Source organism: Acerihabitans arboris, assembly GCF_010131535.1.
GTDB classification, from domain to species: domain Bacteria; phylum Pseudomonadota; class Gammaproteobacteria; order Enterobacterales; family Enterobacteriaceae; genus Acerihabitans; species Acerihabitans arboris.
This window is the reverse complement of sequence record NZ_WUBS01000001.1, coordinates 24,731-50,894: the sequence shown is the minus strand read 5'-3', so window position 1 is coordinate 50,894 and position 26,164 is coordinate 24,731. Positions and strand designations below refer to the sequence as shown.

Annotated in this window: 25 protein-coding genes; 20 read left to right on the top strand and 5 right to left on the bottom strand. The window is 56.2% G+C overall.

The features are described 5' to 3' along the window. Window positions 1-177: 177 nt before the first annotated feature. Window positions 178-1,203, bottom strand: coding sequence for an aminopeptidase (locus GRH90_RS00255; RefSeq protein ID WP_162363895.1), 1,026 nt, complete (start codon window positions 1,201-1,203; stop codon window positions 178-180). A gap of 268 nt (window positions 1,204-1,471) precedes the next feature. Here GRH90_RS00255 and cysG point away from each other — a divergent pair, with 268 nt between their 5' ends. The 13 genes from cysG (at window position 1,472) to rpoS (ending at window position 13,131) form a co-directional block, all read left to right on the top strand. After that, entirely contained in the window at window positions 1,472-2,887 is a 1,416-nt protein-coding gene (cysG, locus tag GRH90_RS00250) for a siroheme synthase CysG (RefSeq protein ID WP_162363894.1), read from the top strand. Between the two features lie 10 nt (window positions 2,888-2,897). Beyond that, a complete protein-coding gene (gene cysD, locus GRH90_RS00245) occupies window positions 2,898-3,806 on the top strand; it encodes a sulfate adenylyltransferase subunit CysD (RefSeq protein ID WP_162363893.1) in 909 nt (302 codons plus the stop codon). 12 nt (window positions 3,807-3,818) lie between these two features. Further along, a complete protein-coding gene (cysN, locus tag GRH90_RS00240) occupies window positions 3,819-5,246 on the top strand; it encodes a sulfate adenylyltransferase subunit CysN (RefSeq protein WP_162363892.1) in 1,428 nt (475 codons plus the stop codon). A 2-nt stretch (window positions 5,247-5,248) separates the two neighbouring features. Next, a complete protein-coding gene (gene cysC, locus GRH90_RS00235) occupies window positions 5,249-5,878 on the top strand; it encodes an adenylyl-sulfate kinase (protein ID WP_162363891.1) in 630 nt (209 codons plus the stop codon). A 61-nt stretch (window positions 5,879-5,939) separates the two neighbouring features. Beyond that, window positions 5,940-6,287, top strand: coding sequence for a DUF3561 family protein (locus GRH90_RS00230; RefSeq protein WP_162363890.1), 348 nt, complete (start codon window positions 5,940-5,942; stop codon window positions 6,285-6,287). Window positions 6,288-6,446: 159 nt separating this feature from the next. Then, window positions 6,447-6,764 (top strand): cell division protein FtsB, encoded by a 318-nt coding sequence (gene ftsB, locus GRH90_RS00225; RefSeq protein WP_162363889.1) that lies wholly within the window; start codon window positions 6,447-6,449, stop codon window positions 6,762-6,764. Further along, window positions 6,764-7,489, top strand: coding sequence for a 2-C-methyl-D-erythritol 4-phosphate cytidylyltransferase (gene ispD, locus GRH90_RS00220; protein WP_162363888.1), 726 nt, complete (start codon window positions 6,764-6,766; stop codon window positions 7,487-7,489). Before ftsB ends, ispD begins: the two co-directional genes overlap by 1 nt. 21 nt (window positions 7,490-7,510) lie before the next feature. Further along, window positions 7,511-7,987, top strand: coding sequence for a 2-C-methyl-D-erythritol 2,4-cyclodiphosphate synthase (ispF, locus tag GRH90_RS00215; protein ID WP_162363887.1), 477 nt, complete (start codon window positions 7,511-7,513; stop codon window positions 7,985-7,987). Further along, a complete protein-coding gene (gene truD / locus GRH90_RS00210) occupies window positions 7,984-9,033 on the top strand; it encodes a tRNA pseudouridine(13) synthase TruD (RefSeq protein WP_376766045.1) in 1,050 nt (349 codons plus the stop codon). Before ispF ends, truD begins: the two co-directional genes overlap by 4 nt. Window positions 9,034-9,271: 238 nt before the next feature. After that, window positions 9,272-10,042 (top strand): 5'/3'-nucleotidase SurE, encoded by a 771-nt coding sequence (gene surE / locus GRH90_RS00205; RefSeq protein WP_162363886.1) that lies wholly within the window; start codon window positions 9,272-9,274, stop codon window positions 10,040-10,042. Next, a complete protein-coding gene (locus tag GRH90_RS00200; RefSeq protein WP_162364254.1) occupies window positions 10,036-10,662 on the top strand; it encodes a protein-L-isoaspartate(D-aspartate) O-methyltransferase in 627 nt (208 codons plus the stop codon). Before surE ends, GRH90_RS00200 begins: the two co-directional genes overlap by 7 nt. A 247-nt stretch (window positions 10,663-10,909) precedes the next feature. Continuing rightward, the gene (gene nlpD, locus GRH90_RS00195) at window positions 10,910-12,088 is read left to right on the top strand and encodes a murein hydrolase activator NlpD (protein WP_162364253.1); all 1,179 of its coding nucleotides are present in this window, start codon (window positions 10,910-10,912) and stop codon (window positions 12,086-12,088) included. Between the two features lie 53 nt (window positions 12,089-12,141). Beyond that, on the top strand, window positions 12,142-13,131 hold the full coding sequence (rpoS, locus tag GRH90_RS00190) for an RNA polymerase sigma factor RpoS (protein WP_162363885.1): 990 nt from the start codon (window positions 12,142-12,144) through the stop codon (window positions 13,129-13,131). 138 nt (window positions 13,132-13,269) lie between these two features. Here the strand turns inward: rpoS and mutS are convergent, their stop codons facing one another. Further along, complete coding sequence (gene mutS / locus GRH90_RS00185) at window positions 13,270-15,834, bottom strand: DNA mismatch repair protein MutS (RefSeq protein WP_162363884.1); 2,565 nt, start codon at window positions 15,832-15,834, stop codon at window positions 13,270-13,272. Window positions 15,835-16,037: 203 nt separating this feature from the next. Continuing rightward, window positions 16,038-16,484: a MarR family winged helix-turn-helix transcriptional regulator gene (locus tag GRH90_RS00180; protein WP_162363883.1), complete on the bottom strand. Its 447-nt coding sequence runs from the start codon at window positions 16,482-16,484 to the stop codon at window positions 16,038-16,040. A gap of 186 nt (window positions 16,485-16,670) precedes the next feature. Between GRH90_RS00180 and GRH90_RS00175 the strand changes: the two genes are divergently transcribed. The 4 genes from GRH90_RS00175 (at window position 16,671) to GRH90_RS00160 (ending at window position 22,001) form a co-directional block, all read left to right on the top strand. Beyond that, a complete protein-coding gene (locus tag GRH90_RS00175) occupies window positions 16,671-17,429 on the top strand; it encodes an alpha/beta hydrolase (RefSeq protein WP_162363882.1) in 759 nt (252 codons plus the stop codon). Window positions 17,430-17,724: 295 nt separating this feature from the next. After that, entirely contained in the window at window positions 17,725-18,066 is a 342-nt protein-coding gene (locus tag GRH90_RS00170) for a zinc ribbon domain-containing protein YjdM (protein ID WP_162363881.1), read from the top strand. 737 nt (window positions 18,067-18,803) lie between these two features. Then, complete coding sequence (locus GRH90_RS00165; protein ID WP_162363880.1) at window positions 18,804-20,039, top strand: hypothetical protein; 1,236 nt, start codon at window positions 18,804-18,806, stop codon at window positions 20,037-20,039. Between the two features lie 951 nt (window positions 20,040-20,990). Continuing rightward, the gene (locus GRH90_RS00160) at window positions 20,991-22,001 is read left to right on the top strand and encodes a hypothetical protein (protein ID WP_162363879.1); all 1,011 of its coding nucleotides are present in this window, start codon (window positions 20,991-20,993) and stop codon (window positions 21,999-22,001) included. A gap of 90 nt (window positions 22,002-22,091) precedes the next feature. Here the strand turns inward: GRH90_RS00160 and GRH90_RS00155 are convergent, their stop codons facing one another. Together GRH90_RS00155 and GRH90_RS00150 are read right to left on the bottom strand one after the other, a co-directional pair. Further along, the gene (locus GRH90_RS00155) at window positions 22,092-22,751 is read right to left on the bottom strand and encodes an amino acid ABC transporter permease (RefSeq protein ID WP_162363878.1); all 660 of its coding nucleotides are present in this window, start codon (window positions 22,749-22,751) and stop codon (window positions 22,092-22,094) included. Window positions 22,752-22,777: 26 nt separating this feature from the next. After that, window positions 22,778-23,548 carry an amino acid ABC transporter substrate-binding protein gene (locus GRH90_RS00150; RefSeq protein WP_162363877.1) on the bottom strand — a complete coding sequence of 257 codons (771 nt, stop codon included), beginning with the start codon at window positions 23,546-23,548 and terminating at the stop codon, window positions 22,778-22,780. 345 nt (window positions 23,549-23,893) lie between these two features. Here GRH90_RS00150 and pncC point away from each other — a divergent pair, with 345 nt between their 5' ends. The 3 genes from pncC (at window position 23,894) to GRH90_RS00135 (ending at window position 26,108) form a co-directional block, all read left to right on the top strand. Beyond that, window positions 23,894-24,382 (top strand): nicotinamide-nucleotide amidase, encoded by a 489-nt coding sequence (gene pncC / locus GRH90_RS00145; protein WP_162363876.1) that lies wholly within the window; start codon window positions 23,894-23,896, stop codon window positions 24,380-24,382. 109 nt (window positions 24,383-24,491) lie between these two features. After that, window positions 24,492-25,562, top strand: coding sequence for a recombinase RecA (gene recA / locus GRH90_RS00140; RefSeq protein WP_162363875.1), 1,071 nt, complete (start codon window positions 24,492-24,494; stop codon window positions 25,560-25,562). Between the two features lie 51 nt (window positions 25,563-25,613). Beyond that, entirely contained in the window at window positions 25,614-26,108 is a 495-nt protein-coding gene (locus GRH90_RS00135) for a regulatory protein RecX (protein WP_162363874.1), read from the top strand. The last annotated feature ends 56 nt before the right edge of the window (window positions 26,109-26,164 follow it).

Here is a 26,164-nt window from a genome sequence, read left to right as displayed (position 1 = left end):
TGTCGTCAACTATTAATAATATAGCTAAGGGAACATTTAAAATGAAAATGGCCCCGGTTCCGTTAACATCGATTTTGCTTATTCAACTGCGGGATCCGGCGCGGATGATAGGATCCGCGCCGTGGGTTATCCCGCAGGCATGCGGTCTTGACGCCGCATGACCCCTATTTGACTGCGCTACGCCTTCCCGCCCTGTGTTAACGCCTGCAATACCGGCCATATCAGCCTCATTCCGTCCCGGGCGCGCTTGCTGATTTGCCCGGTCAGGTGGCTGTCAAGATACTGCAGGTTATCGCGCTGTCCCTGGTAACGCACCATGCCCTGGGGAAAGTTGCGGCTGGGCTTACGCTGGCGGCAGCCGTCGCCGGTCGTGCCGGAGCCGATATCCAGCACCGCGAATCCCGCCTTGGCGAACGGCAGGGCGTCGCCGGCGCAATCAGCCGAGGTTCTGATGCCGGGGCTGAGCAGCAGCGGAATGCCCGACCGGCGGGCCTGGGCACCGAGGGTTTTAACCAGCGCCCGCACGCGGGCGTCGCCGCTGTCCGGGCTGTAGTTCACCCGCAGCTTATCGCCGGCCACCAGGCTGTCGAGATTAATCACCAGCAGCGTATTGCGCTTTTCCTGCGCCGACATGCGCTGCAGGTAATCATCCGCGCCCAGGGTTTCCGGCTCACCGGCGCTCAGCGCCACAAAACGCACCCCCACCGTAAGCCGGCCGCGCCCGAGCTGCTGCGCCAGGCCGAGCATCACGCCGAGGCCGGAGGCGTTATCGTCCACGCCTTGCAGCGTCAGCCCGCCCAGATTATTATTCAGGTCTTTATCGCTGCGCGGCATGAAGGTATCGGCATGGGCAACGATCAGCACTTCGCCGGGCGTGGCGCCGGCCCTGGCGGCGATCACCGACGTGGCGGTAATTTTGCGCCAGTCGGCTTTGCCGGCGCTGCCGTGAAACAGATAACGGGTATTAAAGGCGCGCAGATCGCTATGGAAACCCAGTTCGTTAAAACGATGCTGGAGATAGTCCGCCGCCATCAGCTCCGCCGGGCTGCCCGCCATGCGGCCGGGGAAATAGGTGGCGATATAACGAATTTGTTCTTCCGCGTAGTGGCTGGGAGTGAAGGCGACGGCGGGCGCGCAGAATGCCAGCAGGCCGCCGAGGCACAGCGTTAAACGGGCGCGCTTGCTGCGACCGGGGTGAAACATAAACCAGTATCCTTAATTGACGGGAACGGCATCGTTTTTTGCCGCTCAATCCAGCGCTATAGTATGGTACCGCCACGGTAGCAATACAATTTGTACCCTGCGCGGTGACGAAACGATCGCACGATTCGCCACCGGGCCGCCGCCCGGCGTGGGCTAAAACGCGGCGTTATTCCATTAAAGCAATTGTAATTCCAATTAACTATTTCATAGAACCTAATCGCAAGACGTATAGTCACATTATTGCTAAGCCATATCATAAAAGGTAGCTGTGGATTATTTACCTCTTTTTGCCGATCTCAGGCAGCGTCCGGTACTGGTGGTCGGTGGGGGCGAGGTCGCCGCACGCAAGATCCTGCTGCTACAGCGCGCGGGCGCTGAGGTCAGGGTAGTTGCGCGCCGGCTCTCGCCTGAGCTTGAACTGCAGGCGCGGTCGGGCCGTATCCAGTGGCTGGGGGAAATATTTTCCCCCGCTATGCTCGACGGCGTGTTCCTGGTGATTGCCGCCACCAACGATCCGGTGCTGAACGCCGAGGTCTATGCGGCGGCCGATCGGCGGCAGATCCTGGCCAACGTGGTCGATGACCAGCCCAAATGCTCGTTTATCTTCCCCTCCATTGTCGATCGTTCGCCCATCATGATAGCCATCTCTTCCGGGGGCAAGGCGCCGGTGCTGGCGCGTATCCTGCGTGAAAAACTTGAATCCCTGCTGCCGGCTTTCCTCGGCCCGATGGCGGATATGGCCGGCGCCTTCCGCGAACGGGTAAAGCAGCATGTTTCCTCGATGGGCGGACGGCGGCGTTTTTGGGAGCGGGCGCTTAACGGGCGTTTTGCCAGCCTGGTGGCGCAGGGGCAGCTTGAGAGCGCCCAGGACGAGCTGGAGCGGGAACTGATCGCGCCGGCCGAGCAGGGCGGCGAGGTGGCGCTGGTGGGCGCCGGGCCGGGCGATGCCGGTTTGCTGACGCTGCGCGCCCTGCAATTAATGCAGCAGGCGGACGTGGTGCTTTACGATTTCCTGGTCAGCGACGAAGTGCTGGAACTGGTGCGGCGCGACGCCGAACGCATTTGCGTCGGTAAACGCGCCGGCGATTTCTGCATGCCGCAGGAAGAGATCAACCGACGGCTGATTGATCATGCGCTGCAGGGTAAACGCGTGGTGCGCCTGAAGGGCGGCGATCCCTTTATCTTCGGGCGCGGCGGCGAGGAGCTGCAGGCGGTTGCCGCCGCCGGCATTGCTTTCCAGGTGGTGCCGGGGGTGACCGCCGCCGCCGGCGCCACGGCGTATGCCGGCATTCCCCTGACTCACCGCGATCACGCGCAAAGCGTGACCTTTATTACCGGCCATGCGCGACGCGGGGGCGGCAGTCTCGACTGGCCGGCGCTGGCGGCGGGTCGCCAGACCCTGGCTATCTATATGGGGATAATGAAAGCGGCGGATATCAGCCGGCAGCTGATCCTCCACGGCCGCGCGCCGGATACGCCGGTGGCGGTGATAAGCCGCGGCACCCGCGCCGATCAGCAGGTGTTCACCGGTACCCTGGAACAACTCGACACCCTGGCGCAACAGGCGTCGACCCCGGCTTTGCTGGTTATTGGCGAAGTTGTCACCCTTCATGATGAAATTGCCTGGTTTGGCGCCCAACAATTGGCGGCGCATCGGCGCGCGACGTTGGTTAACCTGGCTTAAGGACGTAAAAATGGATCAACAACGACATACTCATTTGCGGCAGCTGGAGGCGGAAAGCATCCATATCATCCGCGAAGTGGCGGCCGAATTCGCCAACCCGGTGATGATGTACTCCATCGGCAAAGACTCCTCGGTGATGCTGCATCTGGCGCGCAAGGCGTTTTTCCCCGGCACGCTGCCGTTTCCGCTCTTGCATGTGGACACCGGCTGGAAATTCCGTGAAATGTACGAATTTCGCGATCGCACCGCCAAGGCCTATGGCTTTGAACTGCTGGTGCACCGTAACCCGGACGGGGTGGCGATGGGCATCAACCCCTTTATCCACGGCAGCGCCAAGCATACCGATATCATGAAAACCGAGGGGCTGAAGCAGGCGCTGAACAAATACGGCTTTGACGCCGCGTTCGGCGGCGCCCGGCGTGATGAAGAAAAATCCCGCGCCAAGGAACGAATCTACTCGTTCCGCGATCGTTTTCACCGCTGGGATCCGAAAAACCAGCGGCCGGAACTGTGGCATAACTATAACGGCCAGATCAACAAAGGCGAGAGCATTCGCGTATTCCCCCTGTCCAACTGGACCGAGCTGGATATCTGGCAATATATCTACCTGGAAAATATAGAGATAGTGCCGCTTTACCTGGCCAAGCCGCGCCCGGTGCTGGCGCGCGACGGCATGCTGCTGATGGTCGACGACGATCGCATCGACCTGCAGCCCGGCGAAGTCATCAGCCAGCGCATGGTGCGTTTTCGTACCCTCGGCTGCTGGCCGCTGACCGGCGCGGTGGACTCCACGGCGCAAACCCTGCCGGAAATTATCGAGGAAATGCTGGTATCCACCACCAGCGAGAGGCAGGGACGGGTTATCGACCGCGATCAGTCCGGATCGATGGAACTGAAAAAGCGTCAGGGTTACTTTTAAGGAGCGATCGACATGAATACGACTATAGCTAAACAGATCGCCGAACAGGGCGGGGTGGAAGCCTACCTGCACTCGCAACAGTATAAAAGCCTGCTGCGCTTTCTCACCTGCGGCAGCGTGGATGACGGCAAAAGCACCCTGATCGGCCGCCTGCTGCACGATACCCGGCAAATTTACGAAGACCAGCTGACCACGCTGCACTCCGATAGCAAGCGTATGGGCACCCAGGGCGAAAAGCTGGATCTGGCGCTGCTGGTGGACGGCCTGCAGGCTGAACGGGAGCAGGGCATCACCATTGACGTGGCCTACCGCTATTTCTCCACCGAAAAGCGCAAGTTTATTATCGCCGACACCCCCGGGCATGAGCAATATACCCGCAACATGGCCACCGGCGCGTCAACCTGCGATCTGGCGATCCTGTTAATCGACGCGCGTAAAGGCGTGCTGGATCAGACCCGGCGCCACAGTTTTATCAGCACGCTGCTGGGCATTCGTCACCTGGTGGTAGCGGTAAATAAAATGGATCTGGTGGACTACCGGCAGGCGGTATTTGAACAGTTTAAGCAGGACTACCTGCGTTTTGCCGAGGAACTGCCGGTCGATCTCAGCATTACCTTCGTGCCGATTTCCGCCCTGGATGGTGATAACGTAGTAACGCCAAGCGTCGCCATGTCCTGGTACAGCGGCCCGACGCTGCTGGACGTGCTGGAAACGGTCGAGGTGATCAAGCTTAACGAACAGCAGCCGATGCGTTTTCCCGTCCAGTATGTTAACCGTCCCAACCTCGACTTTCGTGGTTACGCCGGCACCGTGGCGGCGGGCGTGCTGCGGGTGGGGCAGCAGATTAAAGTGCTGCCCTCGGGAGTCGCCTCGTCCATCGCCCGCATCGTGACCTTTGACGGCGATGTAACCGAAGCCTGGGCCGGCGAGGCGGTGACGCTGGTGCTGGCGGATGAAATCGACATCAGCCGGGGCGATCTGGTGGTGGATGCCGCCGAAACGCTGCAGCCGGTGCGCAACGCCCTGGTGGATGTGGTCTGGATGACCGAAAAGCCGCTGGTGGCCGGCCAAAGTTTCGATATCAAAATAGGCGGAAAAAAGACCCGCGCCCGGATTGAAAATATCCAGTACCAGGTGGAGATCAACAGTCTGACCCAGCGTGTGGTGGACAGTCTGCCGCTTAATGGCATCGGCCTGGTGGAACTGGCGTTCGACGAGCCGATGGTGGTGGATAAATATCCGCATAACGCCGTCACCGGCGGCATGATTTTCATCGACCGGCTCAGTAACGTTACCGTCGGCGCCGGCATGGTGCGCGAGCCGTTGGCGGACGTCTTTAACGAGCAGGAAAAGCACAGCACCTTTGAGCTGGAGCTGAACGCGCTGGTCCGCCGCCACTTCCCGCACTGGGGCGCGCGCGATTTGCTGGGCGGGAAATAGCCATGGCCGATCGTCACGCTCAGCCACCCATGCCGCCTGACAATAATATCGTCTGGCATCAACACCCGGTTACCCGGGAAGATCGCGAACGGCTGCACCGGCACCAGGGGGCGGTGGTCTGGTTTACCGGCCTCTCCGGCTCGGGCAAATCCACGCTGGCGGGCGCCCTGGAGCAGGCGCTGCATCCGCTGGGGATCAGCACCTATCTGCTGGACGGCGATAACGTGCGCCACGGTTTATGTCAAGATTTGGGTTTCAGCGATGAGGACCGCCGGGAAAATATCCGCCGGGTGGGCGAAGTCGCCCGCCTGATGGTGGATGCCGGGCTGGTGGTGCTCACCGCCTTTATCTCCCCGCATCGCGCCGAGCGCCGGATGGTACGCGATCTGCTGCCCGAGGGGCGCTTTATTGAAGTGTATGTTGACACGCCGCTGGCGATGTGTGAAGCCCGCGATCCCAAAGGTTTATATAAAAAAGCCCGTGCCGGCAATTTGCCGCATTTTACCGGCATCGACTCGGTTTACGAAGCACCGCAACGGGCGGAAGTTCATCTTGACGGCCAACAATTGGTAACACATTTGACCGGGCAATTGTTAGACGTGTTGCGTGGTCGCGTTATCATCAACTCCTGAGAAACCGTATCGGTGCGTCAGCCGGCGTGCCGATGCACCAACAGCCCAGGATGTGAGATTTATGCTGAACGTCACCCAGACCAAGCGCGTTGTGCCGGCAAAGTTTGTCATTGCCCCGGCTGTTGAACGCGCCGCCGAAGAGCCATCCTATGGCTTTTGGGGGGCGATGGCGGGGTTTATCTTCTACTGGCTGGCCTTTGCCGTTCCTATCCTGACCTACGGCGCCAACGCGTTATTCTTCCTGCTCTATACCTGGCCGTTTTTCCTGGCGTTAATCCCGGTATCGGTGCTCATCGGCCTGGTGTTCAGCGTACTGCTGGCCGGCCGGCTGTTACTGATGATGTTGTGTATCGGCCTGTCCGTTTTCTGCCTGTTTTGGCTGGTGTTCACCCTCTTGACCGGCTGGTAAAGCGTAAGCCTGGGGTTACGGCCGGTAACAAACCGTAAAAAACCATCAAAAACCCGCCTAAAAAAGCAGCTTTGACGTCTTTTCCCGGTTGATTTTGACACCCGGTGTGGAGTCCGGCCACAAGTTATGGGATGATTGGGCAGTCTTTCAGGGGGCGGGATGGGAAAACTTACGCTGCTATTACTGGTGCTGCTTGGCTGGCTGCAATATTCCTTGTGGCTGGGTAAAAATGGCGTACACGATTTAGTCCGGGTCGAGGACGATGTGTCGGTCCAACAGTCCGGTAATGCAAAGCTTAAAGCGCGCAACGATCAGTTATTTGCGGAAATCGATGATTTAAACGATGGACAAGAAGCCATCGAGGAACGATCACGCAATGAGCTCGGCATGATTAAGCCGGGTGAGAGTTTTTATCGCCTGGTGCCGGACCAGTCAAAACGTCGGACGGCGGCGCCCGCTTCACAAGATAATCAATAATGACCACATCGGCCGGGGTATTCCCCGATATCATCGCTATCCTGCCGGCCGCCGGCATCGGTAGCCGCATGCGCACCGACTGCCCCAAGCAATACCTCGCTATCGGTAATAAAACCCTGCTGGAGCACGCTATCGACGCGCTGCTGCGGCAGACCTGCATTCGGCACGTCATCGTCGCCATCAGTCCGGACGATGGTTACTTCGCCTCCCTGCCGATAAGCCGCGACGCGCGCGTCAGCCATGTCATCGGCGGCAGGGAACGCGCCGACTCGGTGATGGCCGGCCTGCTGGCGGCGGGGGAGATAGCGCGCGGCAGCCAATGGGTGCTGGTGCATGACGCGGCGCGCCCTTGCCTGCATCAGGACGATCTGGTTCGCCTGCTGGCGATTACGGCGTATTCATCGGTCGGCGGTATCCTGGCGACGCCGGTACGCGATACCATGAAACGCGCCGGCGACGGCGCCATCGATCATACGGTGGATCGCATCGATCTTTGGCACGCCATGACGCCACAGCTGTTTCCCCTCTCGCTGCTGGAAGCCTGCCTGACCCGGGCGCTGGCGGACAGCGCGCGGATTACCGACGAGGCCTCGGCGCTGGAGCACTGCGGTTACCGGCCGCTGCTGGTGGCGGGCCGGGCGGACAATATCAAGGTGACCTGCCCGGAAGATTTGGCCCTGGCAGCGTTCTATTTTACCCAATTGCAAAACGACGCCATTGCATAATCATAATAAGGAGAGCCGGTGATGCGTATCGGTCATGGTTTTGATGTACACCGGTTCGGTGGCGAAGGTCCGTTGATTATCGGCGGTGTGCGCATTCCCTATATCCAGGGATTACTGGCCCATTCCGATGGCGACGTGGCGCTGCACGCCGTCACCGACGCGCTGCTGGGCGCCGCCGCGCTCGGGGATATCGGCAAGCTGTTTCCGGATACCGACGCGGCCTACAAAGGCGCCGACAGCCGCGCGCTATTGCGTGAAGCCTGGCGGCGCGTGCGGGCCAAGGGTTATCGCCTGGGCAATATCGATATCACCATTATCGCGCAGGCGCCGAAGATGGCCCCGCATATTCCGCAGATGCGTATTCATCTGGCGGAAGATCTTGAATGCCATATGGATGACGTCAACGTCAAGGCCACCACCACCGAACAATTGGGTTTTACCGGGCGTGGCGAAGGTATCGCCTGCGAGGCGGTGGCCCTGCTGCTTAAAGAAGCATGATTGCTTCACTGAACCCCCAGGATTTGTACTGGCTGCACGGCAAGCCTTCGGCCACCGGCATCATCAAGGCGCGGCCCGAGGATTTCCTGGTGCTGGAAGATCTCGGCTTCGAGCCTGACGGCGCGGGCGAGCATGTGTTGGTCCGGGTGCGCAAAAGCGGCGCCAATACCCTGTTTGTCGCCGAGGCGCTGGCGAAATTTGCCGCCATTCCCGCCCGCTCGGTCAGTTATGCCGGATTGAAAGATCGCCATGCGGTTAGCGAACAATGGTTCTGCCTCCATCTGCCGGGCAAGGAAACGCCTGATTTCTCCGCCTTCCAGCTTGAGGGCTGCGAGATTGTCCGGACCACGCGCCACGGCCGCAAACTGCGGATTGGCACCTTGAAGGGCAATGCTTTTACCCTGGTGCTGCGCGAGATAAGCGACCGGGACGCGGTGGAGCATCGTCTGGATGGTATTGCCCGCGAGGGCGTGCCCAACTATTTCGGCAGCCAGCGTTTCGGCCATCAGGGCAATAATATCGATCGGGCGTTGCGCTGGGCGCGGGACGAACTCAAGGTCAAAGAGCGCAGTAAACGCAGCTTTTACCTCTCCGCCGCCCGCAGCGCGTTGTTTAACCTGGTGGCCAGCCGGCGTCTTGAGCGTCTTGGCCGCTGGCAGATCCTGGCTGGCGACGCGCTGCAGCTTACCGGCCGGGGAAGTTGGTTTGTCGCCACCGACGCGGATATGCCGGACGCGCCCGGGCGCGTGGCCCAGGGCGAACTGAGCCTGACCGCGCCGCTGCCTGGCGACGGCCCGCCCGGCAGCGAGCGCGAGGCGTTGGCCTTCGAACAGCAATGCCTGTCCGGCCAGCCGGAGCTGCTGGGGCTACTGGCCCGGGAACGGGTGGAACCGGCACGTCGCGCCCTGTTGCTGCGTCCCGCCGATATGCGTTGGCGCTGGCGGGACGACGCTACCCTTGAGCTGTCGTTTGCGTTGCCGGCGGGCTGCTTTGCCACCAGCGTCGTTCGGGAACTGCTGGATGCGCCGGCGGATATTGCGTTATAAGGCCGGCATAGCATCGCCAGGGTGCGGGCATGGTTAGTGTCCAGGCATAGCGCCCGGCCCATCCGGACAATGGGTAATTTGCCTGCTCCCCTCAACTCCAGGCTTCACCACCGTAGCGTTTCATGCCATTATTGCTGCTATTCCCGGCCTGGCAGCGTTGTCGAATTATTGGCTTGCCGGCCGGTTTTGCCCAATGGGTGGGCGGCGCGATAAAACTACTAATAAAGCTCAAAACGATATGCGCATACTATTAAGTAATGATGATGGCATTCATGCGCCCGGCATCCAATCGCTGGCGGTCGCCCTGCGTCAGTGTGCCGACGTGGACAACGTGCAAATCGTGGCGCCCGATCGTAACCGCAGCGGAGCGTCAAACTCGCTGACCCTCGACCGGCCGCTCAGGGCGCTGAAAGAAAAAAACGGCGATATCGCGGTGCAATCGGGTACGCCCACCGATTGCGTTTATCTTGGCGTAACCGCCCTGATGCGCCCCGGTCCCGATATCGTGGTGTCCGGCATTAACGCCGGACCGAACCTGGGGGACGATGTTATTTATTCCGGTACGGTGGCCGCGGCCATGGAGGGACGGCACCTGGGTTTTCCTGCGCTGGCGATTTCGCTTAACGGTGACAAACACTTTGATACCGCCGCGATCATCGCCTGCCGGCTTATACGGGCGCTGGCCCATGAGCCGCTGCGCACCGGCAAGATCCTCAACGTCAATGTCCCCGATCTCCCTTTGTCATCGATAAAGGGCATCAAGGTCACCCGGTGCGGCAGCCGCCATCCCGCCGCCCATGCGATCCGCCAGCTGGACCCGCGCGGGCATGAAATGTTCTGGATCGGTCCGCCGGGGGAAAAGTTCGACAAGGGGCCCGATACTGATTTTGCCGCTATAGAGCAGGGATACGTCTCCATTACGCCATTGCAGGTGGATTTAACCGCTTATTCCGCTCAATCGGTGCTCACGTCGTGGTTGGCTAACGCGGAGGTCAGTTGGACATGGTAAACCGGCGCACCCAGGCTCTGCTGGAGCAGCTTCGCCAGCAGGGGATCAAAGATGAACGGCTGCTGCAGGCTATCGAATCGGTACCGCGCGAACGCTTTATCGACGAAGCTTTCGAACATAAGGCTTACGACAATACCGCCTTGCCCATCGGCTCGGGCCAGACCATCTCACAACCCTATATCGTCGCCCGCATGACCGAACTGCTGCGGCTGCAGCCGACATCCAGGGTCCTGGAAATCGGTACCGGCTCCGGCTACCAGACGGCGATCCTGGCGCACCTGGTGCAGCATGTCTGCTCGGTGGAGCGGATCAAAAAGCTGCAGTGGCAGGCCAAGCGCCGCCTGAAACAGCTGGATTTGCATAATGTGTCCACCCGTCATGGCGACGGCTGGCTGGGATGGCCGTCGCGCGGGCCTTTTGATGCGATTATCGTCACCGCCGCCCCCCCGGAGATCCCCTCGGCGCTGATGGCCCAGCTGGATGAAGGGGGAATCATGGTCTTGCCGGTCGGCGAGGATGCCCAGGATCTGACCGTTGTCAGGCGCCAGGCCGGCGAGTTTATGGTGGAAACCGTCGAAGCCGTGCGTTTTGTGCCGTTGATAAGGGGGGAACTGGCATAACCACCGCAGGTATTATCCCTACTTTCCCCCCATGCGCTTACGCCCGCGACGCCTTAAATTTCTATACAACTGTTTTATGGCGCGTTCCTGCGGATGTTGCTAGCATTAACAGCATAAAATTAACTTTTCGGAAATAGCTGAAAATACTCTCATTCATGAAGTAATGAGAGGACATAGGATGTATAACGATAATGTCTGGCATGTTTGGAATGATGATTGGCTTTGCTGCCACAGGGGAGAGATGAGCATGGGAAGCCCGAAATGCTATTGGCGCCGCATTGCGGTATGTTCGATGGCAAGTTTATGGTTGGCGGGTTGCGCCAGTGATGAGACAGCAGCACCAATAAGTAGCGTGGGCGGCGATAATAACAGCGGTATGACGACAGCCGCTCCCGTACAGAGACCCAGGCTGCAACAACAGCAACCGCAGCGGCCGGCGCAAACGCAGCCGCTGCCGGCGCGGCAGCTGCAGCCGGTACAGCCAACCGAAGTGGGAGTTGTTAGCACCGCTAATCAATCACCTGAAGGTAATATTGTTTATAACCGTAGCTACACGACCATTCCCAAAGGTTCCTACGGCGGCACTACCTATCAGGTCAAGCGTGGTGATACATTATTCTATATCGCCTGGATTACGGGAAATGACTACCGTGATTTGGCAAAAAGGAATAATATTCCGGAACCTTATGGGTTAAACGTTGGTCAAACATTACAGGTGACAAACGGAACGGCACCTCTTACCGGAAGCGGAACCGTAGTAGGAGGCGCCGTAAGCGGCGGTGGAATGCTGTCACACAACGGTAGCAATACCGTCAGCCAAGGCGCCACCACCGTACCAAATGCCCCTGGGAATACGAAAATGATGAGCTCGGGTATTGATTCCCAAGCAAACAATGAGTATTCTGAAAATTCAGGTAAACAGAATGTAGGGAAAATGTTGCCATCAAGCGGCGGCAAAATGTTACCCACATCGGGAGCGGTTGTTGCGACCACCGCCCCTGTTACCGCACCCAGCTCCACGTCCACCACCCTGGCGTCGAGCGGCAGCACGGCAATCACCGGTTGGCGTTGGCCGACGGACGGCAAGATTATCGACAACTTCTCCGCCGCAGAAGGCGGGAATAAAGGTGTCGACCTTTCCGGGTCGCGCGGACAACCCATCCTGGCCACCTCCGGCGGACGGGTCGTCTATGCCGGCAACGCGCTGCGAGGGTACGGTAATCTGATAATCATCAAACATAATGATGATTACCTGAGCGCATATGCCCATAACGATACGATGCTGGTCCGGGAACAACAAGAAGTAAGCGCAGGACAGAAAATCGCTACCATGGGTAGCACGGGTACCAGCTCGGTTAGATTACATTTTGAGATTCGTTACAAGGGGAAATCCGTAAACCCGCTGCGTTATCTTCCGCAGCGATAAATTGGTCGGGATACCACGGTATCCTGTCCTGGGATCACGGGTAGGAGCCATTTATGAGCCAAAATACGCTGAAGGTAAACGAGTTACATGAAGAAGCCGAGTTCGACGAGAACGGTGCTGAAACATTTGACGAGAAAGCGTTAATCGATGAGCCCGCTGATAATGAATTGGCGGAAGAAGAGTTGCTGTCTCAGGCGGCCAGCCAACGTGTGCTGGATGCTACGCAACTCTATTTGGGTGAGATCGGATACTCCCCGCTGCTCACAGCTGAAGAAGAAGTCTATTTTGCCCGACGCGCGCTTAGGGGCGATGTTGCCTCGCGACGTCGCATGATTGAAAGTAACCTGCGCCTGGTGGTGAAAATCGCCCGTCGCTACGGTAATCGGGGCCTGGCTTTACTGGATCTGATCGAGGAAGGTAACCTCGGCCTTATCCGTGCGGTAGAGAAATTCGACCCGGAAAGAGGGTTCCGTTTCTCCACCTATGCCACCTGGTGGATTCGCCAGACCATTGAACGGGCGATCATGAACCAAACCCGTACCATACGTCTGCCGATCCATATCGTAAAAGAACTCAACGTTTATTTACGCACCGCCAGGGAGCTGTCGCACAAGCTTGATCATGAGCCAAGCGCGGAAGAAATCGCCGAGCAGCTTGATAAGCCGGTTGACGACGTAAGTCGCATGCTGCGCCTGAACGAACGCATCACCTCGGTGGATACGCCGCTCGGCGGAGACTCTGAAAAAGCCCTGTTGGACATCCTGTCCGATGATAAGGACAGCGGGCCGGAAGATACCACCCAAGACGATGATATGAAGCAAAGTATCGTTAAGTGGTTATTTGAACTGAACGCCAAACAGCGTGAAGTCCTGGCCAGGCGTTTTGGTTTATTAGGTTATGAAGCGGCAACGCTTGAAGATGTAGGTCGCGAAATCGGTCTGACGCGCGAACGCGTTCGCCAGATCCAGGTTGAAGGGCTGCGTCGCCTGCGTGAAATCCTGCAAGGGCAGGGGCTGAACCTCGAGGCAATGTTCAGGGAATAAATACTTCATAACTATTCCAGGTTCCGTTAGCTGATAAAAAAAACGGTGGGGGAAAACCTCACCGTTTTTTTACGTCTTATCACAAGCCCGGCGCTGGCGTGTCATTGCGACCCCGGCGCTACGCTATCATCGCCAGCGCTACAGCATCGCTTTCAGCCGGTAAATCCATTCCAGCGCCGCCCTGGGCGTCAACGTATCCGGATCGATTCCCCCAAGGGCGGCAACCGCCGGCGGCGCCTCTTCCTCCACCGGCTGCAGCAGTGACAGTTGCGAGCCGTCCACGTTGCTTGCCGTAGCGCTGGTGGACAAATTTTCCAGTTCCTTTAGCTTTTGCCGCGCCCGCTTAATCACCTCGCGCGGCACGCCGGCCAGGGCCGCCACCGACAGGCCATAGCTCTTGCTGGCCGCGCCATCCTGCACGGTATGCATAAACGCGATGGTTTCGCCCTGTTCCAAGGCGTCCAGGTGGACATTCACCACGCCTTCCATCTTCTCAGGCAGGGTGGTCAGTTCAAAGTAATGGGTGGCGAACAGGGTCATGGCTTTGATCCGCCCGGCCAGGCTTTCTGCGCAGGCCCAGGCCAGCGATAAACCGTCATAGGTCGAGGTGCCGCGGCCGATTTCATCCATCAGCACCAGGCTTTGCGGCGTCGCGTTATGCAAAATATTGGCGGTTTCGGTCATTTCCACCATAAACGTCGAGCGGCCCGAGGCCAGATCGTCCGCCGCGCCCACGCGGGTAAATATACGATCCACCGGTCCGATGACCGCCTGCGCGGCCGGAACAAAGCTGCCTATGTAGGCCATCAGCACGATCAGCGCATTTTGCCGCATGTAGGTGCTTTTCCCGCCCATATTCGGACCGGTGATAATCAGCATGCGCCGCTGGGTGGAGAGCGACAGCGGATTGGCGATAAACGGCTCGCTTAACACGCGCTCCACCACCGGATGGCGTCCGGCGGTAATCTTGATGCCCGGCTGCTCGGTGATGGTGGGGCAAACATAGTTCAGCGTTTCGGCCCGCTCCGCCAGGTTACCCAGCACGTCCAGCTCCGACAACGCCGCCGCGCATTGCTGCAACGGGCCCAGATGGGGCAACAGCAGATCAAATAACTGGTCGTAAAGCGCCTTTTCCAGCGCCAGCGCTTTCCCTTTTGAGGTAAGCACCTTGTCTTCGTACTCTTTCAATTCCGGAATGATATAGCGTTCGGCGTTTTTCAGCGTCTGCCGGCGGACATAATGGATCGGCGCCTGGTGGCTTTGCCCGCGGCTCAGCTGGATATAATACCCATGGACGGCGTTGAAACCGACTTTAAGGGTGTCCAGTCCGGTTTTTTCCCGTTCACGGATTTCCAGCCGGTCCAGGTAATCGGTGGCGCCATCGGCCAGGGCCCGCCACTCGTCCAGCTCTTGATGATAGCCGGGAGCGATAACGCCGCCGTCGCGTACCAGGACCGGCGGGGCGTCGACCACCGCGCGCTCAAGCAGCGTTCTCAGCTCGTCAAACAGCCCGACCTGCGCGAGCAGGCTATGGATATGCTCCGTCTGCTGCTGGGCAAGCAGCTCGTGAATGGCCGGCAACTGCTGGAAGGCGTGGCGCATGCGCGCCAGGTCGCGCGGCCGGGCCGAGCGCAGCGCCAGACGCGCCAGGATACGCTCCAGGTCCCCCACCTGACGCAGCAGGGGCTGCAGTTCGGCGCAGGGCTCCTGCAGGCTCGCAATGGCCTGCTGGCGATGGGCCAGCACGGCGGCGTCGCGGGTCGGCATATGCAGCCAGCGTTTCAGCATCCGGCTGCCCATGGCCGTTACGGTATGATCCAGGATCTCGGCCAGGGTATTTTCAAACCCGCCGCCGAGGTTTTGCGTGAGTTCCAGGTTACGCCGGGTGGCGGCGTCCATCACGATGCCGTCCTGCTGCCTCTCGAGCGTGATGGCGCGGATATGGGGCAGGGAGGTGCGCTGGGTGTCCTTGACATACTGCAGCAGGCACCCGGCGGCCCGCAGCGCCGCGCCGGCGCGCTCGATGCCGAATCCGTTCAGGTCACGGGTGCCGAACTGCAGGTTAAGCTGCTGGCGGGCGGTATCGAGCTCGAATTCCCAGATAGGCCTGCGGCGCAGCCCCCGGCGATGTTCGATCAGCGCCATTTCCTGCAGGGTTTCCGGAAACAACAGTTCTGCCGGATTGGTGCGCTGCAGCTCCGCGGCCATGGCCTCGCGGTCGGCAGGTTCGCATACCAGGAAACGGCCTGAGCTGAGGTCGAGGGTGGCATAACCAAAACCCTGCGCTTCCTGCCAGATGGCGGCCAGCAGGTTATCCTGGCGTTCATTGAGCAGCGCCTCGTCGCTCAGGGTTCCCGGCGTAACAATGCGCACCACGCGCCGCTCCACCGGACCTTTGGTGGTGGCCGGGTCGCCGATCTGCTCGCAAATCGCCACCGACTCGCCCAACTGGACCAGCTTCGCCAGATAGGTCTCCACCGCATGATAAGGCACGCCGGCCATGGGAATCGGCTCGCCGGCGGATTGTCCGCGCCGGGTCAGAGAAATATCCATCAGCTGCGACGCGCGCCTGGCGTCGTCATAGAACATTTCATAGAAATCACCCATCCGGTAGAACAGTAAGATGTCCGGATGCTGCGCCTTGAGACGCAGGTACTGCTGCATCATTGGGGTGTGTGAATCTAGATTTATATTGTCAGTCATAGACTTAATCTTTTTAATCCATTGAATTTAAAGTTAATTGTGATGTTCGTTGTTTTCGTTTGATATCACGTTGCCTCAAAAAAACACTGAATCCTCTACGCCAACGACTAAAACGCAATGACGTATAACCTCATGCAGGGATGCCCTACCGGCGAAGTGTGCCATAGGGCATGGGAAGAGGTCGAGCGCGAAAAAGACGCCCTTTAATTTTTCTCCGGGTGCCGACTCACGATGTTATCCCGTAGCCGGATGATTTCCTGATTGAGCCGCTGTAGCTGGGCAAGCTCCAGGCCGGCGCTGCAAAACAGCGTCTCGGACAGGCACGAAGACTTATCCTCCAACCCTTTACCTTTGTCGGTGATCGAGATCATCACCTGCCGTTCATCCTCGGGATTGCGCACCCGCTCGATAAATCCTTCCGCTTCCAGCCGTTTAAGCAGCGGCGTCAAGGTGCTGGTTTCCAGCGCCAGCGTTTCGCCAATGCCGCCGATTGATTGTTTGCCCCGCTCCCATAATACATTCAGTACCAGATATTGCGGGTAGGTCACGCCCATGGCATCGAGCATCGGTTTATACAGCCGCTTGATGGCGATGGCGGTGGAATAAATGGAATAGCAAAGCTGTTCCGCCAGGCGGGGACGATGTACCACGGGATGCTCCTTAAGCGTCGGACTGAATTTTATCATACCACTTTAATGACTCCTTTCGCTATCGCGATAACAAATAGCTTGACATGCAAAAGTCCGCTGCTATTGTAATCGTAATTACTTATCGCGATAATATTTATCCTGATAATTAATGCCTTTTTTCCCCCAATGATCAATGAGGACATAATCATGTTGAAGAAAACGCTGACAAGTCTGGCCGCGGGTCTGGCATTGGCCTTCGCCGCCCAGGGGGTCGCCCTGGCAAGTCCGGTCAAAAATATTGTCCTGGTGCACGGGGCTTTTGCCGATGGTTCCGGCTGGCGAGAGGTGACCCGCATTTTGGACAAGGCGGGTTACCATGTATCTATCGTGCAGGAACCGCAAACGTCACTGGCCGATGACGTCGCGGCTACCCGGCGGATCCTCGGTCAGCAACAGGGCAAATCGCTGCTGGTCGGGCACAGCTATGGCGGCTTTATTATCAGCGAAGCCGGGCAGGATCCTTCCGTTGCCGGCCTGGTGTACATCGCGGCTTTCCAGCCCGAAAAAGGTGAAACGCTCGCCGGCCTGTCGTCGAAAATCCCTCAGGCCAGTCAAGGCATCACGCAAACCGGCGATCGTTTCCTCTACCTGAAACCCGAGCTTTACCACGCCGATTTCGCCGCCGACCTGCCGGCGAGCCAGGCCAACTTCATGGCCCGTTCACAGGTCATGCCGGCCGCCGCTATTTTTTCAACGCCCGCGGTGGAACCAGCCTGGAAAACCAAACCAAGCTGGGCGTTAGTCGCGACCCAGGATCGGGCCATTAATCCGGATCTGGAACGGTTTATGGCCAAGCGCGCCAAAAGTAGCATCATTGAAGTAAAAGCCAGTCATGCGGTCTACGCCTCACAGCCGCGGCAGGTCGCCACGCTGATTGAGAAAGCGGCGCAGAAATTGTCCGAATAAATTCGGCCGATAGCCAGCGCCGACGGCAATCACGTTCTGCCACACATCGCGTAATAATCGCCAACCTGCCAAATAATCGATCTCTAGGCCATTTTCGCGCGGCAATAACGAAAATGGCCTAGCCGTGGTTAGGGTTAAAAAATCGAGCCCGCGCTTGACAACGATGTGGGTGTTGCGCAAGCGATAGCCGCGCTATCCTCCGACCCTATAAAAAGGGTAAAATCCCCCCTGCCGCCGTTGTGGCTGCCGATTTAAGGATTTTTAAATTTATTCCCATTAATTCTAAGGATTTAAGGTGCAACAATTACCAAATTGTCCAAAATGCGGTTCCGGGTTTACCTGGCAGGACGGCGAACGGTTGAGCTGCCCGGAATGCGGCAATGAGTGGTCGGCGCAGGACGATCCGGCCGCCGGTGAGGAAAGCCTGATCGTCAGGGATGCCAACGGCAATCTGCTGGCGGATGGCGACGCGGTTACCGTAATAAAGGATTTGAAGGTAAAAGGCAGCTCCTCGACGCTAAAAATCGGTACCAAAGTCAAAAGCATCCGGCTGGTGGCGGGGGATCATAATATCGACTGTAAGATTGACGGTTTCGGCCCGATGAAACTCAAATCAGAATTCGTGAAAAAAAGCTGAGTGGCATAGGCTTTTCATCCATCCGTTTGCCGGCGGCGAGCCTAATATCAAGTTTCTGCAAGATAAAAGGCGCTTGGCCAGGGAAAACGCGACAAAAAGCGGATATCGGCGGGTTGTTTAACCGCCGGTTTTATCATGAAATAAGGCTGCCATAATAATTACCAATGTATTTGCAATCATTTAAATAAAATTAATTTCTAATGTCATTCCATCCTAAGCTCCTTTTAGCTGCATGGTCATTTTCCTTTGCCAAGCCAACATCCAGCCAAGTGAATATGTTATTTTAAATTTATGAAAGTCAATTTAATGACAAGTAATGATACGCCAGCCATGATACCCACCTAAACCGGAAGGCGGGGACTATGGCCGACGGTCGGGTTTGCCATTATCAATCGAGACATGTGGAACCACAGTTTATGTTGCCTCTTTATCCAACAACTACAGAAAGTTGCGTACAATTTTATCATGAAGTAAATATGGCCCGGGACATAGAGCCTATAGAATCAATAGATAATAGTCATTCCGCCCATTATATAGAGCAATGCCTGAATGAAAATCAAGACTTCGCCGGCTTAGAAGGCGTTACCGAGACATTGATAACCAGCGCAGAAAGTCTTTGCAGCCAATTGGATGAATTAAACAGTGATTTATTAGCCTCCCTGGCGCCGGATGAATTACCGGAAACGGAAAGGATGTTGGCCAGCATGGATAATATGTTGAAGCAGGGTGGAGAAATAATGCCATCCACCCGTCCGGGCAGCGCCGAACATCAAATAGTGCTGCATCTGCGCCATGAGCTGCGCCAGCACCCGATGGCGACGTTTTATGAGCGCGGCCGGCTGATGATTGATTTTATCGGCGCAGTCATGAGCAATGACTTCGCCGTCATCTCCGGCACCCTGCCGCGCTGTATTGTGAATGTGATTACCGTGGCTACACGTACCGGCACTATCGTCGCGCTGGCGACCCTGCTGAGGCAACTGGCCGGTTTTGCCCTGGAAAATAACTTCCGTCAGTTAGGCGCGACCGCATCTTTGCCCCCGCGCGTCGTGGCGGGCATCGTCTCCATGCTGATAGGGCCGGCCCTGAATCTTGCCGGCGCGGTGCGCGACGAAAGGAACGGCACCGCCACGCGCGCCTCGCGCGCTTCGCGTATCGCCATGGGATTATTAAGCGCCGGCGCGCTGATGGCGGTGGCAAGCCATAGGCCAGCCTTCACCCTCGGCTCGCTGATGGGATCGTTTGGGCTGCAAACGCTCACCTATACCCTGATGCGGGATCTGCTCCAGCTGTTTTTTCCGCTGCACGACAATGGTGGCATGAATGCGGGCGGCCTGATATGTTCCAGCCTGTTTTATGGCGCGGCGCAAGGGGTATTAGGCGTCGCCATGGCCAATCTTGCGCCGCATTCGGGAGCCGGTTATGCGATTGACGAAGCCGACCGGATCGCCAAACATATGGCGCAATGGGCTTCCGACGCCAGCCTGGCCGCCGTGGTAATACAACCGGATGTCGTGCACGATTTGCTGCGCAGCGCATTAAATGCCTTTACCGAAGTCTTTGACGATTTGCAGCGCCCCGCACTGATGCGCTGGTTCGCTAAACCGCATGACGGGCTGCGCGAGCACCACGATGCCGAGGCCATTCCCGCTAAATCCGGCGTGCCGCCGCCGCGTGCGCAAGGTGTGCGTATCGGGCTGGGACGGCCGCGTATCGGCAAGGGACGTTGGCCTACGGCCGGGCAGGCCGCGGAACAGTTTTTCACCACCAACGCCATGCGCACGTCCTACTTTGCGGGAGTGGTAAGCATCGCCCTGACCGCGGCATCGGCGCTAAACGGCGCCAATTTATCGCATATCGATAAAATCCTGGTGGTGAATAGCCTGGTTGCCGGTTTGGTCATGGCCGGTTACCCGGCGTTTATCGCGGCGCATGGGAAGCCGGCTACCGCACCTTGTGCCGCAAGCAGCTGAAACATGTCGCCTGGGGCATCCTTGCGGGCGCGTTATCCCGATTGGCGGGTGACGGCCCGGCCCTGAAAAAAGACCATGATAATTTTTTGGCGGTTTTTACAGTAGGAATGCTAATGTTATTAATCGATAAGAGATCATTCTCTGCAAATAGGCGTACAATTGAACACTCGATTTTAGTGTAGTGACAAAATGCGCTTAGGGTTTGATTAAATGGTTTTTAGCGCGGGCGAAATGATCGATAAATCTAAACTGTTATAGCGAGTTCTCTGGTTCATCGTCCCATTACCGGGTTAAAAAAAAACACATTGGTGCTACTGTTTTGAGCGGATTTTTTTCCTTGGGGAAAGGTAATCTTCTAAAGATCTGATAGTTAAAGACTTAATTTAAATTACGTACCTGAGCATTTCATTAATTTTATTCATGATTTTTTTGATGGCAAAGATCGAATGGTCCGTTTATGGTTATCAGATAACCACTAGATGGTACTGTGACCGGGTTCACTTGCCAATACTGTTTTTTTAAGGAAAGTCTAATGGGATCAACTGATTAATATGAAAGAAGGCAAGGTATCCTTTGAACCACTATGCGGATTATCACCGGTGCGCCAATTGCCTTTTTACTAATGCCATAATATGCCACAGAGGTGTAAAAGGCCACCCTATCTGAAATAATCAATTGCCGGCCAAGTCACGTCTGCCGCGAAAAATAAGGACTGAAAATGTGATGTAGATATAACTTTTGGATTCATTCGGCTTTGATTCTCGTCAATCCGCAGCGAAACCTGAGGCCTGACAATAAGATGGCATTAATATCAGATGAAAAAAACTTCGATGTAAATATAAAATTGACATGCACATAGCGATGATAATTACACACTATAAATATTAGTTGCTTATCACCACAAAAATAAGCGGCCGCGACTATTTTATCAACTGTTTTCCGGGGTGTAGCATGGACGGAGCTTTGATTTTCTGTAAAGATGCAATTCTAAGGTTTCGTTCGGATTACGATGATTTGACAGCGATTCCATTGTTGTCCGTGCAAGCGTGCCTGGAAAATGAAGACCCCTTATTTCTGCTAAAATATTTTCGACATCCGGTTATCATTGAAGAGGGTACGACGTTATCACATATATTCCTGGCGATTAAACCTTGGGCGAAAATATTGGGCATTTACCTCGATATAGATGTGATGTCATATATTGATGAAATAAGGAAACCCTCCCAAGCGGAATCCGTATTTGACTGGATTGGCATTCAAAAGGTGACGTCGATCCATCGTGCATATCAGCATCAGGACATTAAACCCGGCGAGGATTTTACATCATATTTCAATCGTGAGCGCATTCCAACCAAGCATTTTGATATTGAAGCGGACTACACCGCCAATGGTTACAAAAACAAAGATAAAGAACATTATAGTATCAGTGGCGATATACATACTATCAAAAATGTGCCGGTGGTGGTGAGCGATCGGCAGGTCGTCGCCAGTTACGGCTATGAAAAAAGTAATCTAATGAATCGTAAATACACCGGTGTAACGGTTAATAATAAAATAAGTTATATTCAGGGTAGAATTAATTTTTCATTTTATGAAGTTATGGAAGCTATTTTTAACGATGGATTGTTCTATTTTTCGCCGCAGGCGGCGAATGCCAACCTGGCGATGATCAAAAAAATGGCCGAAATGCTTGATCAGGATGAAGCCGGTAATCAAGAGGCGCCGATGCAGGAAATTTCAGGAAAAATTGATGATAACCCTGTAGATAAAAGCATCGCTATTGATATTACGGAAGGGGCTATGGACCCGATGATTGAGCATATTGAAGCGGAAAAAATTTATTGGCGCTATATAAAATCGCTGTGCGACTCCCTGAGTGAACTGCCCATAAGAATAGGGCATATCGAGGAAGCCATGCTGCCCGAATACCGTTTTTCCAACTTTATCATGGAAGATATTTAATAATTGCCGCGGCCAATGCCAAATGGCTACGCTTGCCCTCAACGACGGGTTAATGACGATGACGCCGGCGGCGTCATCGGTGCGCGGAATTTACTCATAGCGCCGGAAATAAATCTCCAGCCTGGCCTGCAGTTTACCGAGCACGGTGCTGAACATCAGGTAAATAAAGGCCGCCTCAATATACAATATCAGGGGCTCATAGGTCACGGAAACGATACGCTGCGCCGCCAGGAACATTTCCGGCACGGTAATTACCGCCGCCAGCGACGTGTCTTTGATCAGCGAAATAAATGAGTTGGCCAGGGGCGGTAACGATACAAATACCGACTGCGGCAATATCACCCTGCGCATGGCCTGGCTACTGCTCATGCCGATGGCATAGGCGGCTTCCCATTGGACCTTGGGCACCGACAGGATAGCCCCGCGGATAATTTCCGAGCTATAGGCCCCGACGCTCATGATAAAACCAATCAGCGCGGCCGGAAACGCATCAAGCGTAATACCCGCGCTGGGCAGTCCGTAAAAGATAAGGAACAGCTGCACCAATAGCGGGGTACCGCGAATCACCCAAACATAAAAATCGGCAATCCCTTTGAGCGGCTGCGGGCCGTACAAACGGATCAGCGCCACCACAAACCCGACCGCCAGCCCGCCGATAAAGGAGAAGATCGCCAGAGGCAGGGTAAACATCACTCCGGCGGCGAACAACCGCCAGAATGAGTCCAACATCAGTTGTAGCCAAGGCGGCATCCGCTAGAACTCCTGTTCCGGGAACATTATTTAGAGATGTCCTGACCGAAGTAACGAACGGCAATTTCCTTATAGGTACCCTCCGCCTTTACTTCATCCAGCGCATTGTTCAGCGCTTTCACCAGTTCGGGTTGATTCTTGCGTATCAAGATTCCGGAAGGCGCGTTGGCATCTTGGGCGGCAACGATTTTCAGCGGCGCGTTCGGTTTGTGTTTTTTGAAGTCGAGGAAGGACAAATTGTCATTCAGCGTCGCGGCCGCGCGACGGCTCAGCACCAGATCCAAAGACTGGTTAAAGCCGTCGGTAGGCACCAGATCGGCGCCGTATTTGGTCGCCACCTGGGAATAATTGCTGGTCAGGCTTTGGGCCGCCTTCTGTCCCTTCAGGTCATCGAAGTTTTTGATGGTGGTATTGTCGTCACGCACGATCAGCACCACTTTTGAATCGATGTAGGGTTGGGAAAAATCATATTTCGCCTGACGCTCCGGGGTTATGCCCACCTGGTTGATCACCGCGTCATAGCGTTTGGCATCCAGGCCGGCAATCAGTCCGTCCCAACGGCCTTCGATAAACTTCGCCTTGACGCCAAGCTTGGCGGCGACGGCCCGGCCGAGATCAACGTCAAATCCCACCAGCTTGTCGCTGCCGTCATGATAGGTATAAGGCGCGTAGGTGCCTTCGGTGCCGAAGGTAATGGTGCCGGCGGCTTTAATGGCCGCCAGGCCGTCTTCCGCCTGGGCCTGTACCGTGGTGATAAACAGGGAGCCGGCTAAAAGTGCTAAGGTCATTTTTTTCATCGTTAGTCCTGAGGTGACAATGTTGAGAGGCGCGCCAGCGCGCGTTCTGAATTTGTCGGGAATGCTAATCCACTTTGGATTTTCCATTAAATGTCATTAAGTAATTAGAAATTACATAAAATTATAACAGATAGTTTAATAAGAACTTAGTGCATCAAGAGTATGGTTACAAGAACCAATAGCATGATAACAGGAATCAACGGGGCGGTTATAAGGATAGCGGGGATGACCGGCGAAAATCCGGCCTCAATAACCTGTGCGGTTCGGGTTATACTTGAAGGCAACGACAGCCGCGGCAACGGATGTTTTCCCGTTTGACAGCCCTCTTATCAGGATGGGAGTATCATGAACGACGACGATCTTTTCATGCTCGGTACCCGTATTGGGGCGGCGCTCAAACAGACCGGCGGCAGGGTAACCTGCGCCGAGTCCTGTACCGGCGGATGGGTGGCTAAAACCCTGACCGATGTCGCCGGCAGTTCGGGCTGGTTCGAGCGCGGGTTCGTTACCTACAGTAACCAGGCAAAATCCGAGATGCTGGGCGTCAGGGCCAGCACCCTTGAACAGCATGGCGCGGTGAGCGACCCGGTGGTATTGGAAATGGCCCAGGGCGCGTTGGCGGCCGCGTCGGCGGATTATGCCGTGTCCATCAGCGGTATCGCGGGGCCGGACGGCGGCTCGCTGGAAAAGCCGGTCGGCACGGTATGGTTTGGGTTTGCCTGCCGCCATCAGGCGCCGTTTTCCCAGCTTATGCACTTCGAGGGCGGCCGGGATGAGGTGCGGCGCCAGGCGGTGCATTTCGCCCTGAAAACCTTATTAGACACATTTCTCTGAAAATGTACTTGATACTGTATGATTGTACAGTATAATTGGCGGCAGTATCGGCATAGATGTTTGGCGAAAAGAGGGTAGCGATGTCGCTCCCTGCTTGATAGGAGTTGAAATGGCTATTGATGAGAATAAACAAAAGGCGTTAGCAGCAGCGTTAAGCCAGATTGAAAAACAGTTTGGCAAGGGCTCTATCATGCGCCTGGGTGAAGATCGTTCAATGGATGTTGAAACAATCTCCACGGGTTCTCTTTCCCTTGATATTGCACTGGGCGCCGGCGGCTTGCCCATGGGACGCATCGTTGAAATCTATGGGCCGGAGTCTTCTGGTAAAACCACCCTCACCCTGCAGGTGATTGCCTCCGCACAGCGTCAAGGCAAAACCTGCGCGTTTATCGACGCCGAACATGCGCTTGATCCTATCTACGCGAAAAAACTCGGCGTGGATATCGATAACCTGCTGTGCTCTCAGCCGGACACCGGCGAGCAGGCACTGGAAATCTGCGATGCCCTGACGCGCTCCGGCGCGGTTGACGTTATCATCGTCGACTCCGTGGCGGCCTTGACCCCTAAAGCTGAAATCGAAGGGGAAATCGGCGACTCCCACATGGGGCTGGCGGCACGCATGATGAGCCAGGCCATGCGTAAACTGGCGGGTAACCTTAAAAACGCCAATACGCTGCTGATCTTTATCAACCAGATTCGTATGAAAATCGGCGTGATGTTCGGTAACCCGGAAACCACCACCGGTGGTAACGCGCTAAAATTCTACGCCTCGGTACGTCTTGATATCCGTCGCATCGGCTCCGTCAAGGAAGGCGAGGTGGTGGTGGGCAGCGAGACACGCGTTAAAGTAGTGAAGAATAAAGTGGCCGCGCCGTTCAAACAGGCTGAATTCCAAATCCTGTATGGCGAGGGCATCAATATTCGCGGCGAACTGGTGGACCTGGGCGTTAAGCACAAGCTCATCGAAAAAGCCGGTGCCTGGTATAGCTATAACGGTGAAAAAATCGGCCAGGGTAAGGCCAATGCCTGTGTCTTCCTGAAGGAACGCCCGGAAATCGCGGCGGATTTGGATAAAAAACTGCGCGACATGCTGTTGAACAGCCCTGAAACCTCCAGTTTTGCCGGCGTAGGCGATGACGTTGATGAAAGCGCGGCCAGCGAAAGCAGTGAAGAAGTATAACCCCTGCGCTATCCGGGGCGGATTGTGGTTTGTCCCGGCCGGCGGTAGCGTATGAGTAGTTCGCTGCTCGATCGCGCGCTACATATGCTCGCGCTACGCGATCACAGCGAAGCGGAGTTGCGTCGTAAACTGGCGGCGCAGCCGGTCGCCAGGCAACGATTTAAGGCAACGCCGGCGAAGAACGCGCCGGCCGAGACGCAAATCACCGAAGCTGATATCCAGGTTGTTATCGACTATTGCCTGCAAAATGATTGGCTCGATGATGCGCGTTTTGCCCTGCGTTATGTTAACAGCCGCAGCAAACGAGGATACGGCGAACAAAAGATACGCATGGAGTTGCTCCAGAAGGGAATACAACGGGAAATTATTGATAACGCCTTTACCGAAGCACAAATCGATCGGTCGGCGCAGGCGCAGGACGTTGCCTGGAAAAAATTTGGACAACCTCTCCCGTCCGATCGGGAAGCCAGGGCCAAAGTGCAACGTTACCTCCTTTCACGCGGTTTTTCCTACGATGAGATTCGCTCTATTTATATAAATTTTTAATTTGATGGCCTGTGGGATTTTACTTCCCATCAAAGAAAATTTATCTTATTCCCACT

What these genes read in the sequence shown, in the direction of transcription:
- GRH90_RS00255 (WP_162363895.1), bottom strand. Translation starts at nt 1,203, where the DNA reads ATGTTTCACCCCGGTCGCAGCAAGCGCGCCCGTTTAACGCTGTGCCTC.
- cysD (WP_162363893.1), top strand. Translation starts at nt 2,898, where the DNA reads ATGGATCAACAACGACATACTCATTTGCGGCAGCTGGAGGCGGAAAGC.
- cysN (WP_162363892.1), top strand. Translation starts at nt 3,819, where the DNA reads ATGAATACGACTATAGCTAAACAGATCGCCGAACAGGGCGGGGTGGAA.
- cysC (WP_162363891.1), top strand. Translation starts at nt 5,249, where the DNA reads ATGGCCGATCGTCACGCTCAGCCACCCATGCCGCCTGACAATAATATC.
- GRH90_RS00230 (WP_162363890.1), top strand. Translation starts at nt 5,940, where the DNA reads ATGCTGAACGTCACCCAGACCAAGCGCGTTGTGCCGGCAAAGTTTGTC.
- ftsB (WP_162363889.1), top strand. Translation starts at nt 6,447, where the DNA reads ATGGGAAAACTTACGCTGCTATTACTGGTGCTGCTTGGCTGGCTGCAA.
- ispD (WP_162363888.1), top strand. Translation starts at nt 6,764, where the DNA reads ATGACCACATCGGCCGGGGTATTCCCCGATATCATCGCTATCCTGCCG.
- ispF (WP_162363887.1), top strand. Translation starts at nt 7,511, where the DNA reads ATGCGTATCGGTCATGGTTTTGATGTACACCGGTTCGGTGGCGAAGGT.
- truD (WP_376766045.1), top strand. Translation starts at nt 7,984, where the DNA reads ATGATTGCTTCACTGAACCCCCAGGATTTGTACTGGCTGCACGGCAAG.
- surE (WP_162363886.1), top strand. Translation starts at nt 9,272, where the DNA reads ATGCGCATACTATTAAGTAATGATGATGGCATTCATGCGCCCGGCATC.
- GRH90_RS00200 (WP_162364254.1), top strand. Translation starts at nt 10,036, where the DNA reads ATGGTAAACCGGCGCACCCAGGCTCTGCTGGAGCAGCTTCGCCAGCAG.
- nlpD (WP_162364253.1), top strand. Translation starts at nt 10,910, where the DNA reads ATGGGAAGCCCGAAATGCTATTGGCGCCGCATTGCGGTATGTTCGATG.
- rpoS (WP_162363885.1), top strand. Translation starts at nt 12,142, where the DNA reads ATGAGCCAAAATACGCTGAAGGTAAACGAGTTACATGAAGAAGCCGAG.
- mutS (WP_162363884.1), bottom strand. Translation starts at nt 15,834, where the DNA reads ATGACTGACAATATAAATCTAGATTCACACACCCCAATGATGCAGCAG.
- GRH90_RS00175 (WP_162363882.1), top strand. Translation starts at nt 16,671, where the DNA reads ATGTTGAAGAAAACGCTGACAAGTCTGGCCGCGGGTCTGGCATTGGCC.
- GRH90_RS00165 (WP_162363880.1), top strand. Translation starts at nt 18,804, where the DNA reads ATGCCATCCACCCGTCCGGGCAGCGCCGAACATCAAATAGTGCTGCAT.
- GRH90_RS00160 (WP_162363879.1), top strand. Translation starts at nt 20,991, where the DNA reads ATGGACGGAGCTTTGATTTTCTGTAAAGATGCAATTCTAAGGTTTCGT.
- GRH90_RS00155 (WP_162363878.1), bottom strand. Translation starts at nt 22,751, where the DNA reads ATGCCGCCTTGGCTACAACTGATGTTGGACTCATTCTGGCGGTTGTTC.
- GRH90_RS00150 (WP_162363877.1), bottom strand. Translation starts at nt 23,548, where the DNA reads ATGAAAAAAATGACCTTAGCACTTTTAGCCGGCTCCCTGTTTATCACC.
- pncC (WP_162363876.1), top strand. Translation starts at nt 23,894, where the DNA reads ATGAACGACGACGATCTTTTCATGCTCGGTACCCGTATTGGGGCGGCG.
- recA (WP_162363875.1), top strand. Translation starts at nt 24,492, where the DNA reads ATGGCTATTGATGAGAATAAACAAAAGGCGTTAGCAGCAGCGTTAAGC.
- GRH90_RS00135 (WP_162363874.1), top strand. Translation starts at nt 25,614, where the DNA reads ATGAGTAGTTCGCTGCTCGATCGCGCGCTACATATGCTCGCGCTACGC.